The 15173-nt window shown below is 66.1% G+C and carries 13 protein-coding genes; 8 read left to right on the top strand and 5 right to left on the bottom strand.

Translation table 11 applies throughout. From position 1 onward, the window contains the following. Positions 1–75 precede the first annotated feature (75 nt). The 7 genes from GGR61_RS10585 to GGR61_RS10615 all read left to right on the top strand — a co-directional run bounded on the left by GGR61_RS10585 (position 76) and on the right by GGR61_RS10615 (position 7607). A complete protein-coding gene (locus tag GGR61_RS10585; RefSeq protein ID WP_308112749.1) occupies positions 76–681 on the top strand; it encodes an ATP-binding cassette domain-containing protein in 606 nt (201 codons plus the stop codon). Next, positions 678–3161: an FtsX-like permease family protein gene (locus tag GGR61_RS10590; protein WP_184621344.1), complete on the top strand. Its 2484-nt coding sequence runs from the start codon at positions 678–680 to the stop codon at positions 3159–3161. The genes GGR61_RS10585 and GGR61_RS10590 overlap by 4 nt, the downstream gene beginning before the upstream one ends. A 246-nt stretch (positions 3162–3407) precedes the next feature. Further along, positions 3408–4325 carry a TauD/TfdA family dioxygenase gene (locus GGR61_RS10595; RefSeq protein ID WP_184407323.1) on the top strand — a complete coding sequence of 306 codons (918 nt, stop codon included), beginning with the start codon at positions 3408–3410 and terminating at the stop codon, positions 4323–4325. A gap of 84 nt (positions 4326–4409) precedes the next feature. Beyond that, a complete protein-coding gene (locus GGR61_RS10600) occupies positions 4410–5456 on the top strand; it encodes an ABC transporter substrate-binding protein (protein ID WP_184621345.1) in 1047 nt (348 codons plus the stop codon). A 3-nt stretch (positions 5457–5459) separates the two neighbouring features. Further along, a complete protein-coding gene (locus tag GGR61_RS10605) occupies positions 5460–6293 on the top strand; it encodes an ABC transporter ATP-binding protein (protein WP_184621346.1) in 834 nt (277 codons plus the stop codon). Then, the gene (locus GGR61_RS10610; RefSeq protein WP_184621347.1) at positions 6290–7174 is read left to right on the top strand and encodes an ABC transporter permease; all 885 of its coding nucleotides are present in this window, start codon (positions 6290–6292) and stop codon (positions 7172–7174) included. The genes GGR61_RS10605 and GGR61_RS10610 overlap by 4 nt, the downstream gene beginning before the upstream one ends. A gap of 79 nt (positions 7175–7253) precedes the next feature. Beyond that, entirely contained in the window at positions 7254–7607 is a 354-nt protein-coding gene (locus GGR61_RS10615) for a DMT family protein (protein ID WP_184407327.1), read from the top strand. Between the two features lie 184 nt (positions 7608–7791). Here the strand turns inward: GGR61_RS10615 and GGR61_RS10620 are convergent, their stop codons facing one another. The 5 genes from GGR61_RS10620 to GGR61_RS10640 form a co-directional block, all read right to left on the bottom strand. After that, entirely contained in the window at positions 7792–8724 is a 933-nt protein-coding gene (locus GGR61_RS10620) for a DUF6607 family protein (RefSeq protein WP_184621348.1), read from the bottom strand. 28 nt (positions 8725–8752) lie between these two features. After that, positions 8753–9385 (bottom strand): Hemin transport protein, encoded by a 633-nt coding sequence (locus tag GGR61_RS10625; RefSeq protein WP_184621349.1) that lies wholly within the window; start codon positions 9383–9385, stop codon positions 8753–8755. Between the two features lie 5 nt (positions 9386–9390). Then, complete coding sequence (locus GGR61_RS10630; protein ID WP_184621350.1) at positions 9391–11622, bottom strand: TonB-dependent hemoglobin/transferrin/lactoferrin family receptor; 2232 nt, start codon at positions 11620–11622, stop codon at positions 9391–9393. A gap of 153 nt (positions 11623–11775) precedes the next feature. Continuing rightward, a complete protein-coding gene (locus GGR61_RS10635; RefSeq protein WP_184407425.1) occupies positions 11776–12015 on the bottom strand; it encodes a hemin uptake protein HemP in 240 nt (79 codons plus the stop codon). A 350-nt stretch (positions 12016–12365) separates the two neighbouring features. Next, positions 12366–13334: an aldo/keto reductase gene (locus GGR61_RS10640; RefSeq protein WP_184407331.1), complete on the bottom strand. Its 969-nt coding sequence runs from the start codon at positions 13332–13334 to the stop codon at positions 12366–12368. Positions 13335–13871: 537 nt separating this feature from the next. On the opposite strand from GGR61_RS10640, the gene GGR61_RS10645 reads away from it, so the two are divergent. Then, positions 13872–15170, top strand: a complete 1299-nt coding sequence (locus tag GGR61_RS10645) for a nucleoside transporter C-terminal domain-containing protein (protein WP_184621351.1) — start codon at positions 13872–13874, stop codon at positions 15168–15170. The last annotated feature ends 3 nt before the right edge of the window (positions 15171–15173 follow it).

A 15173-nucleotide genomic window follows, 5' to 3' on the forward strand; every position in this document is an offset into this window, starting at 1 on the left:
CGCACCGCCATCGACGTCCGCGAGGTCGGCAAGTCCGTCAGCGGACCGGAGGGAACACTCCACATCCTCGACAACGTGAGCTTGACGGTCAGTGAAGGCGACAGCATCGCCATCGTCGGGGCGTCCGGTTCGGGCAAGACCACCCTGCTCGGCCTGCTTGCCGGGCTGGACCTGCCCAGCCGCGGCAGCATCGCGCTGTCCGGCCAGGAGCTGGGCCAGTTGGACGAGGAAGCGCGCGCCGCCTTGCGCGCACGCGAGGTGGGCTTCGTGTTCCAGAGCTTCCATCTGCTGCCGGCACTCACTGCCGAAGAAAACATCGCGCTGCCATTGGAGCTGGCCGGACGCGAAGACCCGGCGCGGGTGCGCGAAGTGCTGGAAGCGGTGGGCCTGAGCGCGCGCGCGCGCCACTACCCGCGCCAGCTGTCCGGCGGCGAGCAGCAACGTGTGGCGCTGGCACGCGCGTTCGTGGCCAAGCCGCGCATCCTGTTTGCCGACGAGCCCACCGGCAGCCTGGACCAGGCCACCGGCGCGCAGATCAGCGACCTGTTGTTCGCGCTCAATGCCACCAGCGACACCACCCTGGTGCTGGTGACCCACGACATGACGCTGGCGCAGCGCTGCAACCACATCTACCGCATCGACAGCGGCCGCCTGCACGCCCAGCCGGGTTCGGCCGCATGAACGTGCTGCGCCAAGCCGCGCGCGCGGTGCGCCGCGAATTCCTGGCCGGCGACCTGCTGACCGTGTTCGCCGCGCTGGTGCTGGGCGTAGCAGTGATGACGGCCGTCGGCACGCTGGTCGATCGGGTGACCCTGGCGTTGACCTCCAGCGCGGCCGAAGTACTTGGTGGCGATCTGGGCGTGACCGGCCGCCAGGAGATTCCGGCCGACTTCGCCGCGGAAGCGCAGCGGCGTGGCTTGCAGAGCACGCGCATGGTCAGCTTCCCCAGCGTGCTGTTCCATGGCGACGCCAGCCAGATGGCCAATATCCGCGGGGTCGGCGCGGGCTACCCGCTGCGTGGGCAATTGCTGGTGTCCGCGGACAGTGCCGGCATGCAGGGCAAGCCTGCGGGCGCACCGCCGCCGGGCCAGGCCTATGCCGATCCCCGCCTGCTGGAGGCCCTGGGCCTGCGCGTGGGCGAACAGCTGGAATTCGGCGCCGGCCATCTCACCATCACCGGCGTGCTGCGTGCCGAACCGGATGCCTCCGGCGAGCTGATGCAGCTGTCGCCGCCGCTGCTGGTCAATCGCGCCGATATCGCCGGTGCCGGCCTGCTCGGCCCGGGCAGTCGCGCTTCGTATCGGCTGATGTTCTCCGGCGCGCCCGATGCGATCGCCGACTTGCGCGCCTGGCTGAAACCGCGCGCCAGCGAATACCGCCTGGTCGGCATCGAGGACACCCAGCGCGGCATGCGCGCGGCGTTCGATCGCGCGGGCCGGTTCCTGGCCTTGTCGGCACTGCTGGCGGTGCTGTTGTCCGGCGTGGCCACTGCGTTGGCGGCGAACCGGTTTGCGATGCGCCGTATCGACACCGTGGCGGTACTGCGCTGCCTGGGCGCACGTCAGCGCGACATCCTGGCGATGCTGTCGCTGCAGTTGCTGTTGACCGCGATCCCGGCCTGCCTGGTCGGCATCGGGCTGGGCATGCTGGCGCAGGAAGGTCTGGTGCAGGCGCTGGGGAGCCTGATTCCGAACCGCTTGCCGTTGCCGCAGGCCACGCCCGCCCTGGCCGGCGCAGGCATCGGGCTGGTGCTGTTGCTGGGCTTCGGCCTGCCGCCGCTGCTGCGGCTGCGCAACGTGCCGCCGATGCGCGTGCTCAACCGCAGCTTTGCCGCGGTGCCGCCGAGTTCCTTGCTGGTCTACGCCGCGGCATTGGCGGCGACGCTGGCGCTGACCGTGTACGCGACCGGCAACCTGGTGCTGGCCGGCTGGGTGCTGGGCGGCCTGGCCGCGCTGGCACTGGTGGCGATGCTGCTGGGGCTGGGACTGCTGGCCTTGCTGCGGCCGATCCAGCATCGCCTGCGCGGTGCCTGGAAACTCGGCCTGGCCTCGCTGACACGGCGACGTGGGTTGAGCGTGGTGCAGCTGGTCGGACTATCGCTGTCGCTATGTGCGCTGTTGCTGCTGGCGGTGGTCGGCCCCGGCCTGCTCGGGCAATGGCGCGAGCGCCTGCCGGTGGATACGCCCAACTATTTTCTGATGAACATCCAGCCCGAGCAGACCGAGCCGGTGCTGCAGACGCTGCGCGGTTTGGGCGTGGACGATGCCGCCGTGGAGCCGTTTTCGACCGGGCGCCTGGTGGCGATCAACGACAAACCACCGCTGCGTGGCGACCGCGATCCAGCCGACGATGGCGACGGCGACAACCGCCCGGTCAACTTCTCCTGGCGGCACGCGTTTCCGCCGGCAAACACCTTGCTGGAAGGCAAGTTCTGGGCGGCCGACAGCACCGCGCCGGAGGCTTCGGTGGAAGAAGGCTGGGCGCAGCGCTATCAGCTCAAACTCGGCGACCGCATCACCTTGTTGCTGGGCGAGCAGCAGCGCAGTTTCACCGTCACCAGCATCCGCAAGGCCGACTGGGATTCGTTCCGGGTCAATTTCTTTTTGCTGCTCAATCAGGGTTCCGTCGGCGATGCGCCGTACAACCTGATTTCCAGCTTCCATCTGCCGCCCGGCAATGCGCCGAAGCTGGCGTCGCTGAGCCGCGATTACCCCAATATTTCGGTGCTGGATATCGATGCGATCCTCGGCCGCGTGCGCGAGGTGATCGACCAGGTGGCGCAGGCCGTGCAACTGGTGATGGGTTTCAGCCTGCTGGCCGGCGTACTGGTGCTGCTGGCCGCCTTGCAGGCCACCGCAGGCGAGCGTCGCTACGACAGCGCGGTGTTGCGCACGCTGGGCGCAAGACGCGGCCAGCTGCGTGGTGCGGTGCTGGTGGAATTCGGTGCACTCGGCCTGCTGGCAGCGACGCTGGCGGTGACCGCTGCGGCGGTGATCGGTGCAGTAGTCGGGCAGAAGGCCTTCGAGATCGCGCTGACGCCGGATTGGCCGCGCCTGCTGATCGGTGGCGCGTTTGGATTGGGGTTGAGCCTGTTGGCCGGCTGGTCGGGCACGCGGCGGATTTTGTCCACGCCGCCGGCATTGGCCTTGCGGACGGAGTAGCAGCGCGCGCCACGCGGATACGCCGCCGCCAGGCCGCGACCGTCGGATGATCGCGCTTACCGAAGCACGCAGTTCGCATTCGAAGCGGGCGGTGCGGGAATGCGCCGCCGGCATGCCGGCGGCGCATATATCGGCAGCGCATAAGCATCTTGCCAATCGTTCGTTCGCAGCGGCGGCATGACTGCCTAGAGTGGTGTGTCCGGTCGCCGGTACGGCGGCCTTCGTTGCCGTCGAGGTGTCACCGTCATGGTCAGCGTCACATCCGCAGCGCGTGCGCAGCCGGCGCGCGATGCCGCTTCCAGCAAACAGACTTCCGGCGTTCGGATCGTCCCCTTCGATGCCCCGCTGGGCGCCGAAGTGATCGGCCTGGACCTGTCGCAGCCCTTGGATACGGACACCTTTGCGCGCATCCATCGGGCGCACCTGGATCACCACGTGCTGGTCTTCCGCGACCAACGCATCACCCCGGCCCAGCAGGTCGCCTTCAGCCGTCGCTTCGGTCCGCTGCAGATCCATGTGCTGCGCAATTTCCAGCTGCGCGGACATCCGGAAGTGCTGGTGGTCTCCAACATCAAGGAAAACGGCGAGCCGATCGGCCTGGGCGATGCCGGCCACTACTGGCACTCGGACCTGTCGTACAAGCAAACGCCGAGTCTCGGTTCGTTGTTGCATGCGCAGGAACTGCCCAGCGAAGGCGGCGATACCTTGTTCGCCAATCAGCATCTGGCCTGGCAAACCCTGCCCGACGCGCTCCAGCGCACCGTGCAGGCTCTGCATGCCGAACATAGCTATCTGGCCAGGTACGAAGAACTGCGTGCGCGCAATCCGTGGCGCCCGGCACTGACGCCGGAGCAGATCGCCGAAGTGAAGCCGGTGCAGCATCCGATCGTGCGCACCCACCCGGAAACCGGCCACAAAGCGCTGTTCGTCAGCGAGCATTTCACCACTCGCATCGTCGGCTTGCCGGACGACGAAAGCGATGCGTTGCTGCAGACCCTGTTCGAACACAGCACCCGCGATGCCTTGGTGTACCGGCATCGTTGGCAGCCCTACGACATGGTGTTCTGGGACAACCGCTCGGTGATGCATCTGGCAACCGGGACGCCCGATCACCTGCGCCGCCGGCTCAACCGCACCACCATCGAAGGCGATGCGCCGTTCTAGACGACGCGCCGCCCCGCACGTCTCAAGGCCTGTCATGCGCCGTGGGACGCGCGACCTCCCTCCCCCTCTCGACTGGAGCGCCGCATGCGTTTGACCGTCACTTCTCACGCACGTCCGCAGCGCCGACGTTTTTCCCGCCGTGTTGCGCTGCTGCTCCTGGCCGCATTGCCGTTGCTGCACAGCGCGCATGCGCAGGCCGAAGGAAAACTGCGCGTGGCCAAACAGTTCGGCATCGTCTATCTGCTGCTGGACGTGGCGCAGGACCAGAAACTGATCGAGCAGCAAGGCAAGGCCGCCGGCGTGGACATCGACGTACAGTTTCTGCAATTGTCCGGTGGCGCGGCAGTCAACGATGCGTTGCTGACCGGTTCGATCGATATCGCCGGCGCCGGCGTCGGGCCGTTATTCACCATCTGGGACCGTACCCGCGGCCGGCAGAACGTGCGCGGCGTGGCGTCGCTGGGCAACTTTCCGTACTACCTGATCAGCAACAATCCGCGCATCAAGAGCATCGGCGACTTCACCCCGCAGGACCGGATTGCGCTACCGGCCACCGGCGTGTCGGTGCAGTCGCGCTTTCTGCAGCACGCCTCGCAGCAACGCTGGGGCGACAAGGGCACGCATCAACTGGACCCGCTGCAGGTCGCATTGCCGCACCCGGATGCCGCCGCCGCGATCATCCGTGGCCGCACCGAGATCACCGCGCACTTTGCCAGCCCACCGTTTCAGGAACAGGAGCTGGCGCGCAATCCTGCCGCACACATCGTGACCAGTTCCTACGACATCGAAGGCGGCCCCTCGTCGGCGACGGTGCTGTATGCCACCGAGAAATTCCGCCGCGACAACCCCAAGACCTATCGCGCCTTCGTCGCTGCGCTGGATCAGGCCGCGCGTTTTGTCACCGCACACCCGGAGCAGGCCGCGGATATCTTCCTGCGCCGCAATGGCTCGAGCATCGATCGCGCGCTGGTGTTGCAGATCATCAAGGACCCGAAGGTGCAGTTCACCGTGGTGCCGCAAAACACCTTGGGGCTGGGAAAGTTCATGCAACACAGCGGCGCGATCAAGCAGCGCCCGACCACGTTGAACGACTACTTTTTCGATGATCCGTCGATTGCGGGCGGGAGCTGATCGATGACAACCCCACTGCTGCAGGTCGATCACGTCAGCCTGGAATACGCCTCCGCGCAACGCGTGGTGCGTGCGACCCACCGCGTACGCTTCGATGTGCATGCGGCCGATCGCTTCGTGCTGCTGGGGCCGTCGGGCTGCGGCAAGTCCACCCTGCTCAAGGCAGTGGCCGGCTTCGTGACTCCGCGCGAGGGGCAGATCCGTCTGGACGGCAACGCGGTCACCGGGCCGGGACCGGATCGCGTGGTCGTGTTTCAGGAGTTCGATCAGCTGGCACCGTGGAAGAGCGTGCGCGAAAACGTGGTGTTCGGTCTGCGCGCGGCGCGCAAACTCTCACGCGCCGAAGCACGCGAACGTGCGGACGACAGCCTGGCGCAGGTCGGGCTGAGCGCCTTTGCCGAGGCGTATCCGCACACCTTGTCCGGCGGCATGAAGCAGCGCGTGGCGATCGCGCGCGCGTTGGCGATGCGCCCGCGCGTGCTGTTGATGGACGAGCCGTTCGCCGCGCTCGATGCGTTGACGCGTTCGCGCATGCAGGAGCAGGTGCTGGAACTTTGGGAACAATCGCGCTTCACCTTGTTGTTCGTCACCCACTCGATCGAAGAAGCGCTGGTGGTCGGCAATCGCGTGTTGCTGCTGTCGCCGCATCCGGGCCAGGTGCGCGCCGAACTCAACGCACATGCATTCGGCCCGCACAGCGCCGGCAGCGTGGCATTTCAGCAGACCGCGCAGCGCATTCATCGATTGCTGTTCGATCTGCCCGACGACACCCTGAACGACAACAAGGTGGCGCCATTGCGTCGCCTCGCCGTGCGCCAACGCGAGGCGCTGCCATGAGCCGCCGCACTGCGAGCGCGCTGCCGCCGATCCCACCGGTGCGCCCCGAGTACGAAGTCGCCCTGCAACCGCTTGACCCTGCAGTGGTCGCCGCCGCCACGCCGACGCGCTGGCAGGCTCCGCCCTGGCTGCGCAAGGCGCTGGTGCTGGCGGTGTTGGTCGCGGGATGGGAGATCGCCGCGCGCGTGGTCGGCGACGATCTCATGCTACCCAGCGCCCTGCAGACCGCACGCGCGTTTTACGCAGGGCTGCTGTCGGGCGAATTGCTGCGCCGCGTGGGCGCTTCGCTGCGCGTGCTGGCGCAGGGCTACGCGCTCGGGGTGGTGCTGGCATTCGTGCTGACCGCACTGGCCGCCTCCACGCGCTGGGGCCGCGACGTGCTCGGCACGCTGACGGCCATGTTCAATCCGCTGCCTGCCATCGCGCTGCTGCCGCTGGCCTTGCTGTGGTTCGGCCTGGGCACCGGCAGCCTGGTCTTCGTGCTGGTGCACTCGGTGCTGTGGCCGTTGGCGCTGACCACGTACGCCGGTTTCCAGGCGGTACCGGAAACGCTGCGCATGGCCGGGCGCAACTACGGCCTGCGCGGCTCGCGCTACGTGGTGCAATTGCTGATCCCGGCCGCGTTGCCGGCAATTCTGTCGGGCTTGAAGATCGGCTGGGCGTTCGCCTGGCGCACCCTGATCGCTGCCGAACTGGTGTTCGGCGCCACCTCCGGCCAGGGCGGTCTGGGTTGGTACATCTTTCAGAACCGCAATGAACTGTATACCGACCGGGTGTTCGCCGGCCTGGCGATGGTGATCGTGCTGGGGCTGCTGGTGGAAGGTGTGGTCTTCCAGGCGATCGAGCGGCTGACCGTGCGCCGCTGGGGAATGCAGCGCTAGCACCGGACTCGTCCGTACGGTCGCGTGCGCTTAACGCAGTTGGCTTATGCTGCCCGCCCGTTCATCTCTGCCTGCCGTCATGCCCACTGCGCCCTTCACCGCTTACCTGTACCCGATCCTGCTGTTGCTCGCCAGCAATGTGTTCATGACCTTCGCCTGGTACGGGCATCTGAAGTACAAAAGCACGCCGCTGATGATCGCCATCCTGGTCAGCTGGGGTATCGCGTTCTTCGAATACTGCCTGCAGGTGCCCGGTAATCGCATGGGTAGCGCAGTGTATTCCGCCCCGCAGCTCAAGGGCATGCAGGAAGTGATCACGCTGCTGGTGTTCGCAGGATTCTCCACGTTCTACCTGGGCCAGTCGTTGAAGTGGAATCACTGGGCTGCGTTCGGACTGATCCTGGTGGCGGCGTTTTTGATGTTCAAGGAATAACCCAGCCAGCAACGCGACTGCGGGTGCCCGACAAGGCGCCTGCGATCGGTGTGCCACGTGCCCCGATGCGCCCCGCACGGTCTGGTGCGCAAACTGGCTGCATCGCATCACGCGCGCTGCGGAACTTCACAACGCTCCGCAGCGCGCAGGTGATGCGTGCAGTGCGTGATTCGCGGCAACCGGTTCAGGGCGATATATCTGCCCGCTCCACCCACTGTGTGAAGACTGCATCCAGTTGTGCATCCTTGACCGGCTTGCGGTTCTGCACCGCTTCGGCCTGCTGGAACAGCGGCATGATCATTGCCATGCCATCCGGCTTGGTTTTCAGATGCAGGCCGGGCGGTGTGTCCAGGAATCGGGCCCAACGCGTGCGCACCTTGGCCCAGTAGCCTTGGGTGGCTTTCCAGTACGCATAGGCCGGCGCGAAGTCGACCTCGGTGGTCTTGCGGTAATCGTTGAAGCCAAACTCGCGCGCGATCGCCTCCTGGCTGCCGTCGGGCTTGCGCAGCACCTTGGTGTTGAACTGTTCGTGGGTCCACCCGTTGGGCGTGAGCGTGTGCCGATTGATCACCGACAGCGCGTTGTAGTCGCTGCGCTTGGTGTACTCGCGGCGCGGCAACGGCCGCCAGCTCGGATCGCTGGTCCAGGTGGGATGGCCGTCGGCGTAGTCCCAGCGACCGGTGCCGCAATAGCGTGGCGCGTCGCTGACCTCGTAGACGCATTGCGTCCAGGCGCCGGTGGTGACTGCCGGCGGCAGTGCATGCACCGTCCAGGTCTGGTCGGCGGTGAACTCGAAACGTTGCGGTGCCTCATACACCCAGTCCTGCCGCCAATGCTTGGTCACATGCCTGGTCTTTTCGTCGACCAACAGATGCTGCAGCACCAGCTTGCGTGGTGAATCCTCCACCACGATCACCACTTCATTGGCGCCACTGCGCATGGCCGAGGCGCGCTCGTAACCGGGCTTGAGCAGCACGGTTTCGTCGAAGGCAAAATCCACGGCATATTCGCCCTGCATCGCCAGGATGCTCTGGCGATCACGCTGGGCATCGGCGGCGGCAATCAAGGGTGCAAGGCTCAGTGTCAGGGCAATGCAACGCGGAAACGTTCGGCTCATCGGAACTCTCGTGTAGTGGTTGGAGACGTCAGCGACGCAGGCGCGCCAGCGACGTCGTCATGTGGGTTGAATCGATCTTGCTTGATGGGGTGGAAGCAGTGCGCAAGGCGGCCGCGCGGGCGCAACAGCAATCATCCACGGCCACGCGACCGTCGATGCCTTCTTCGCGTGCCAGCCGCGCGGCAACGTCCGCACCCAGCGCCGACACGGTCGCCAGGCTGGCGACAAACGGTTGCTCGCCACTGGCGGCGGTGTGCAGGCGCAGCGCGCTCAATCGCCAGGTCTCACCGCGCATGCGCCCGGCCAGGCGACGCCACAGCCGCTCGCCGACGCCTGCCGCATGGGTTTCCATCGGCAGCGGCCGCAGGCGCGAGATCAGCCGATCCCAGATCAGAAAGTCGCTGTCCGGCAGCAGGCACAGGCGCCAGCAACACTGTCCTTCGGCGTCGAAGAACCAGATGCTTTCGCGCACGCCATCGCTGTCGACCTGGCGGCACGCCGCCGCATCCACCGCGTGCCGCCAGCCCTCCAGTGCATTGCCCAATGCGGGCCGATACAGACACAGCATCGTGCCCAGCGCCGCCAACTGCTGCGGACGCGGCAACCCAGCGCGCGTGGCAGGTGCATGCGACAACGACGGCAGTGGACGGGCGATGGACATGGCCACTACCAGCTCACGGCCAGACTGACCGAGGCAGTGCGCCCGGCGCCGGTGAAGCGGTCGAGCACCGTGCTGCTGGCCAGCGTGCCGTTGGGCAGCGCATTCCAGTCCACATAGCGGCGATCGGCCAGATTGAAGATGCCGGCGGTGACCTTGGCGCCCGGCGCGAACGCCCAATGCCCCATCAGGTCCAGCGTGGCGTAGCCGGCCGGGGTGTAATAGCTGTCCAGCTGCGGGCGGCGCTTGCGCGCCACGAAGGTGCCGATCAACTCCGCGCCCCAGCCATCGCTGTCGAAGGCCACACCGAGCGTGCCGCGCAGCGGGTCGACCGAATTGAGCGGTGTGTCGTCGGTGAGATTGTCGCCTTGCGCATATGCCACCGCGCTATTGAGCGACCAACCCGGCCAGCCGGCCAAGGCGCCCAGATCGATTCCGCCGCGCGCTTCGGCGCCCTTGATGACCACATCGTCCACATTGCGCGACTGGAACAGCATCAGCCCCTCCGCATTGAAGCCAGCCGGCGCATACGATTCGATGAAGTTGCGGTAGTCGGTGTAGTACACGCTGACGCCCAGATACCCGATCGCGTCGTTGAAACGCAGCCCCAGCTCGCCACCTCGGCTGGTCTCCGATTTCAGGTCCGGGTTGGCGATGGCGGTATAGCGCGCCTGCAGATTGGTGAAGCCGATATTGACGTCGTTGTACGGCGGCGCGCGGAAGCCATGCGCGTAATTGGCATATGCCGACCACGCATCGCTGAAGCGCCACACCGCGCCAAACTTGGGCGAGACCTGCTGTTCGTCGATGGTGGCAGCGGCAACGCCGGGATTGTCTTCGCGGAAGATAGCGTCCACCTGCGGCGACAGGCGGAAATAATCCACGCGCACACCCGGCGTCAGCGACAGCTTGCCATCGAACAGGCGGATCTCGTCCTGCGCATACAACCCGAGCTTGGTGGTTTCGCTCTTGGGGAAGTCGCGCACCGGGAACACGTCCTGCCCCACGCGATTGGTCACCACGCCATTGGCCAGATTCACCGAATACCCGTCGCGCTTGGCGCGGGTATCGGTCCAGGTGCCGTCCAGACCATAGGTGATGTCGTGGCTAAGCGTGCCGGTGTCGATGAATTTGTGCGCGTTGACAAGCAAGCCGTACACACGCTGATCGAAGTTGTGTTCGTTGTGACGGCGGGTGTTGTTGCCACGCAGCTCGTCGGTACGCTGCAGACTCTCGCTGTCCTGGCGATACAGCTGCCACTGCAGATCGTCGGCGAGCGCCGAGTCCAGCGCATCCAGTTCGTGCCGGAACGAGACGCGTGCACGCGTCTGGTGGTCGCGGCCCTGCTGCGAAAGAATGCGCAGCGACGCGGTGGGCGTGCGTGTGTCGATGCCGGTCAACGCATCAATGCTGCCGTAATCTTCGTTGCCTTCCACGGTGAGCTTGAAGCGCTGTTGCGCATTCGGGGCGTACACCAGTTTGGCGAGCACGCTGCGCCCATCGATGCGCTGCGGGTTGGCTGCGGTACGGGTGAAATCGCGGCTGCGGTTGTCGCCCTGGTTCTGCGCCTCCTGGCCCTGGCGGTGACTCACCGCCACCATGCCGCTCCAGCGCTCGCCTCCAAACGCGCCGGTGGCACCGGCGAACAGGCCGTTCCAGTCGCCTTCGTAGCCGAACTTCAGGCCGACATAGCTGTGCTTGTCGGCGCTGAGATAATCAGACGGATCCTTGGTGACGAACGCCACCACCCCGCCCAGCGCATCGGAGCCGTACAGCGAGCTGGCCGGCCCGCGCACCACTTCGACGCGCTTGAGCGTTTCCAGATCGACGAAGTTGCGGTTGGCGTTGAGGTAGCTGCCGAAATTGAAGGTGTCCGACACCGGCACGTTGTCGACCAGGATCGCCACACGGTTGCCGTCCAGCCCGCGAATGCGAATGCCGCTGGCACCGGTGAAGCGCCCGCTATTGGTCGTCACCGAGACACCCGGCGTGTAGCGGAACAGATCCTTGAGCTCGCGCACGAGCTGGTTGTCGAGCTGTTCGCGATCGATCACATCCACCGTGCTCGGCACATCGACCAGGGCGCGCTGGGTGCGCGTGGCGGTGACCTGCAGGCGATCGAAGTCGTATACCTCACGCGCGGTCTCGCCGCCGGCAGTGAGGTCGGCGGCATGGACACACAACGGAACAGCAGGCAGCGCAAGCGACAGCGCGACCACCAGCGGATGCAGGCGAATCATCGGGAACCTTTGAAGGAAATTCCCGGCAGCGCGTGCTGCTGACAACGCTGCGATCAGCCGCCGGGAAGAGACAGGGTGTGCACGGACGGCGGCGGCAGCGCCCGCGATGGGTGATCCGACCCGACGCGCAGGCGCGGGGTCGGATGAAACGTCTTACTTGGTGAGGATGAGCTTGTCGTTGCTGGTATGGCGCAGGCGATAGATACGGTCGCCATGCTGGATCAGCACTTCGCGACGGCCCTTGAGCAGCGCCTCGCTGCTGATGAGGTCTTCGGCGGGCACGGCGCGCGGGGCGGCGCGGTCGCGCAGGTTGACCGGTTCGGAGCGGAGCTGCACGGGATGAGCGGTCATGGTCTGGGTCTCCAGTCGGTTGGCCAGACAAATAATAACCATTCTCATTTAATGATCAAGAGGCATTCTCATCTTTATCCCTTCATTCTCAGATCACTTCGACCAATTCGATTCACAAGGTCAATCAGCTTCACGCTGGGACACGGCTCCGGTGAGCTGCTTTGTTCGCCCTTTTCTCTTCTCCCGTTTACGGGAGAAGGTGCCCCGCAGGGGCGGATGAGGGAGCACTGCGGTGGCTTAAGCCTGACCCCGGCCCTGACCCAGCCGCGCCGGCAGCCTGGATCGCCTGGATGACTGCGCTTACCCATGAGCCACAGCGTCTGCGTCAAACCACTGCCTGAAACGCGCTCATTGCGCCGCGCTGCCACGCCTTGCGCATGGCCAACGCCGCCTCAGCGCGTCACTTCCTCCACCCGCGCCCAATCGGCGGCATCGACCTGGGTCAGCGTCTCCAGCGCGCCAAGGTTCTCCTCCAGTTGCGCTACCCGGCTGGCGCCCAGGATCACCGTGGACACCTGCGGGTTGCGCAGGCACCAGGCGATGGCCAGGCGGGCGGGCGACTGGCCCAGTTCGGCCGCCAGTGCGCAGAACGCGCGTGCGCGTTCCAGGCGGCGGGCTTCGGGTGCGCCCAACACTTCGTCCTGCAACCAGTGATTGCCCGGCTGGCCCAGGCGGCTGTCGGCATCCACGCCGGCGTTGTACTTACCGGTCAGCAGGCCCGAGGCCAGCGGCGACCAGATCGTGGTGCCTAGCCCGCCCTCGCACAGCGGCGCGTATTCGCGCTCCAGCCGGTCGCGGTGCAACAGGTTGTACTGCGGCTGCTCCATCGCCGGCGCGTGCAGGTGTTCCTGCTCGGCGATCGCAATGGCGGCACGCAATTGGTCGGCGCTCCATTCGGAAGTCCCCCAGTACAGCACCTTGCCCTGGCGGATCAGCGCATCCATGGCGCGCACGGTTTCCTGGATCGGCGTGTCCGGATCGGGCCGGTGGCAGAAATACAGGTCCAGATACTCCACCCGCAGGCGCTTGAGCGCGGCGTGGCAAGCGTCGGTGACGTGCTTGCGCGACAGCCCGCGCTGGGTGGGGCGCGGGCTGTCCACCGCGCCGAAGAACACCTTGCTCGACACGCAGTAACCATCGCGCGGCAGACGCAGGTCGGCGATCACATCGCCCATCACCTCTTCGGCGCGGCCGCGTGCATAGACCTCGGCGTTGTCGAAGAAGTTGATACCGTTGTCCCAGGCGGCGGCGATCAGGTTGCGCGCTTCGCCACGCCCGATCTGCTTGCCGAAGGTGACCCAGGCCCCGAATGAAAGGGCCGACAGCTGCAGCCCGGTGGACCCCAGACGACGGTAATGCATTGGCAGACTCCAACAACCTCCGCGGCGCCCTGCCCCGGATCGGCGTGCGCAGTGTAGGACGTGAGGTTGCCGGGGTGACAGGGCGTGGCACGTTGGCCTAATGATCACTGCGTGATCCGCAGGCATTCCGCCTACCAACGGCATTGCTTGCCCATCAGTAACCGCAGAAAGTGGGAGCGCGGTGGCGTACCCGGGGGCGGGACCGTGTGGCGGCATCCATGCCGCATAAGGTCCCACGCCGGCACGCGCGCAAGCACCTTTTCGGCTGCAGTCGGCAACTGATCGACAAGCAGCGCTTGGTTGCCGGATCGAGTCTCGGAGCGCGGCCTTCGCTGGCGTCATCCGGACAGCCAGTCGACGCCGCACATCCCCGACTTTGCGCAAGCGTGGCTCACCCGCTTGCCAACTCCACCCTACCCGCGCCCGCTGCATCTCGGTTGCGGGCTGACGGGGAACGTCTGAACACCGCTCGCCTTGCCCACCGTCACCCCCTGCTCTAGGCTTCTCGGTTTGCCGCCAGCAGCTCCGGGGATTGGAATGGTCGAAGGTTTGGGAAGGATCGGTTTCGGCCTGTTCGGTCTGGCGGTGCTTATCGGCATCACCTGGCTGTTTTCGAACAATCGTCGCGCGATCGACTGGAAGCTGGTCGCCACCGGTCTGGCGCTGCAGATCTCGTTCGCCGCACTGGTGCTGCTGGTGCCGGGCGGACGCGATGTGTTCGACGCGCTGGGCAAGGGCTTTGTCAAGGTATTGAGCTTCGTCAATGAAGGGTCCACCTTCATTTTCGGCAACCTGATGAACATCGACAGCTATGGCTTCATTTTCGCGTTCCAGGTGTTGCCCACCATCATCTTCTTCTCGGCGCTGATGGGCGTGCTCTATCACCTGGGCGTGATGCAGGTGGTGGTGCGTGCGATGGCCTGGGCGATCACCAAGGTGATGCGCGTGTCCGGTGCGGAAACCACCAGCGTCTGCGCCAGCGTGTTCATCGGCCAGACCGAAGCGCCGCTGACGGTGCGCCCGTACATCCCCAAGATGACCCAGTCCGAGTTGCTGACGATGATGATCGGCGGCATGGCGCATATCGCCGGCGGCGTGCTGGCCGCGTACGTCGGCATGCTCGGCGGCAGCGACCCCGCGCAGCAGGCGTTCTACGCCAAGCATCTGCTCGCCGCCAGCATCATGGCCGCGCCGGCCACGCTGGTGGTCGCCAAGCTGCTGGTGCCGGAAACCGGCACGCCGCTGACCCGCGGCACGGTCAAGATGGAAGTGGAAAAGACCACCAGCAACGTCATCGACGCCGCCGCCGCCGGTGCCGGCGATGGCTTGCGGCTGGCGCTGAACATCGGCGCGATGCTGCTGGCTTTCATTGCGCTGATCGCCTTGATCAACGCACCGCTGACCTGGCTGGGCGAGATCACCGGCGCTGCTGCGCTGCTGGGCCGCCCGACGAACCTGTCGACCATCTTCGGCTACGTGCTGGCGCCGATCGCGTGGGTCATCGGGACGCCATGGGCGGACGCGACCACGGTCGGCTCGCTGATCGGGCAGAAGGTGGTGATCAACGAATTCGTCGCCTACAGCGAACTGTCGCGTATCGTGAAGGGCGAAGTGCCAGGCGTGGGCCTGAGCGCCGAAGGCCGGCTGATCGCCACGTATGCGCTGTGCGGCTTTGCCAACTTCAGCTCGATCGCAATCCAGATCGGCGGTATCGGGGGGCTGGCGCCGGAACGGCGTCACGATCTGGCCAAGTTCGGGCTGCGTGCGGTGCTGGGCGGTTCGATCGCCACCTTCATGACCGCTACCATTGCCGGGGTGCTCTCGCATTTCGGTTGAGGC

This window comes from Xanthomonas sp. 3058 (assembly GCF_014199765.1).
Classification (GTDB): domain Bacteria; phylum Pseudomonadota; class Gammaproteobacteria; order Xanthomonadales; family Xanthomonadaceae; genus Xanthomonas; species Xanthomonas campestris_B.

Excerpts from the sequence above, each read along its gene's own strand:
- GGR61_RS10595 (WP_184407323.1), top strand. The coding sequence starts at position 3,408 with ATGGTCAGCGTCACATCCGCAGCGCGTGCGCAGCCGGCGCGCGATGCC.
- GGR61_RS10590 (WP_184621344.1), top strand. The coding sequence starts at position 678 with ATGAACGTGCTGCGCCAAGCCGCGCGCGCGGTGCGCCGCGAATTCCTG.
- GGR61_RS10645 (WP_184621351.1), top strand. The coding sequence starts at position 13,872 with ATGGTCGAAGGTTTGGGAAGGATCGGTTTCGGCCTGTTCGGTCTGGCG.
- GGR61_RS10640 (WP_184407331.1), bottom strand. The coding sequence starts at position 13,334 with ATGCATTACCGTCGTCTGGGGTCCACCGGGCTGCAGCTGTCGGCCCTT.
- GGR61_RS10610 (WP_184621347.1), top strand. The coding sequence starts at position 6,290 with ATGAGCCGCCGCACTGCGAGCGCGCTGCCGCCGATCCCACCGGTGCGC.
- GGR61_RS10620 (WP_184621348.1), bottom strand. The coding sequence starts at position 8,724 with ATGAGCCGAACGTTTCCGCGTTGCATTGCCCTGACACTGAGCCTTGCA.
- GGR61_RS10625 (WP_184621349.1), bottom strand. The coding sequence starts at position 9,385 with ATGTCCATCGCCCGTCCACTGCCGTCGTTGTCGCATGCACCTGCCACG.
- GGR61_RS10615 (WP_184407327.1), top strand. The coding sequence starts at position 7,254 with ATGCCCACTGCGCCCTTCACCGCTTACCTGTACCCGATCCTGCTGTTG.
- GGR61_RS10630 (WP_184621350.1), bottom strand. The coding sequence starts at position 11,622 with ATGATTCGCCTGCATCCGCTGGTGGTCGCGCTGTCGCTTGCGCTGCCT.
- GGR61_RS10635 (WP_184407425.1), bottom strand. The coding sequence starts at position 12,015 with ATGGTTATTATTTGTCTGGCCAACCGACTGGAGACCCAGACCATGACC.
- GGR61_RS10600 (WP_184621345.1), top strand. The coding sequence starts at position 4,410 with ATGCGTTTGACCGTCACTTCTCACGCACGTCCGCAGCGCCGACGTTTT.
- GGR61_RS10605 (WP_184621346.1), top strand. The coding sequence starts at position 5,460 with ATGACAACCCCACTGCTGCAGGTCGATCACGTCAGCCTGGAATACGCC.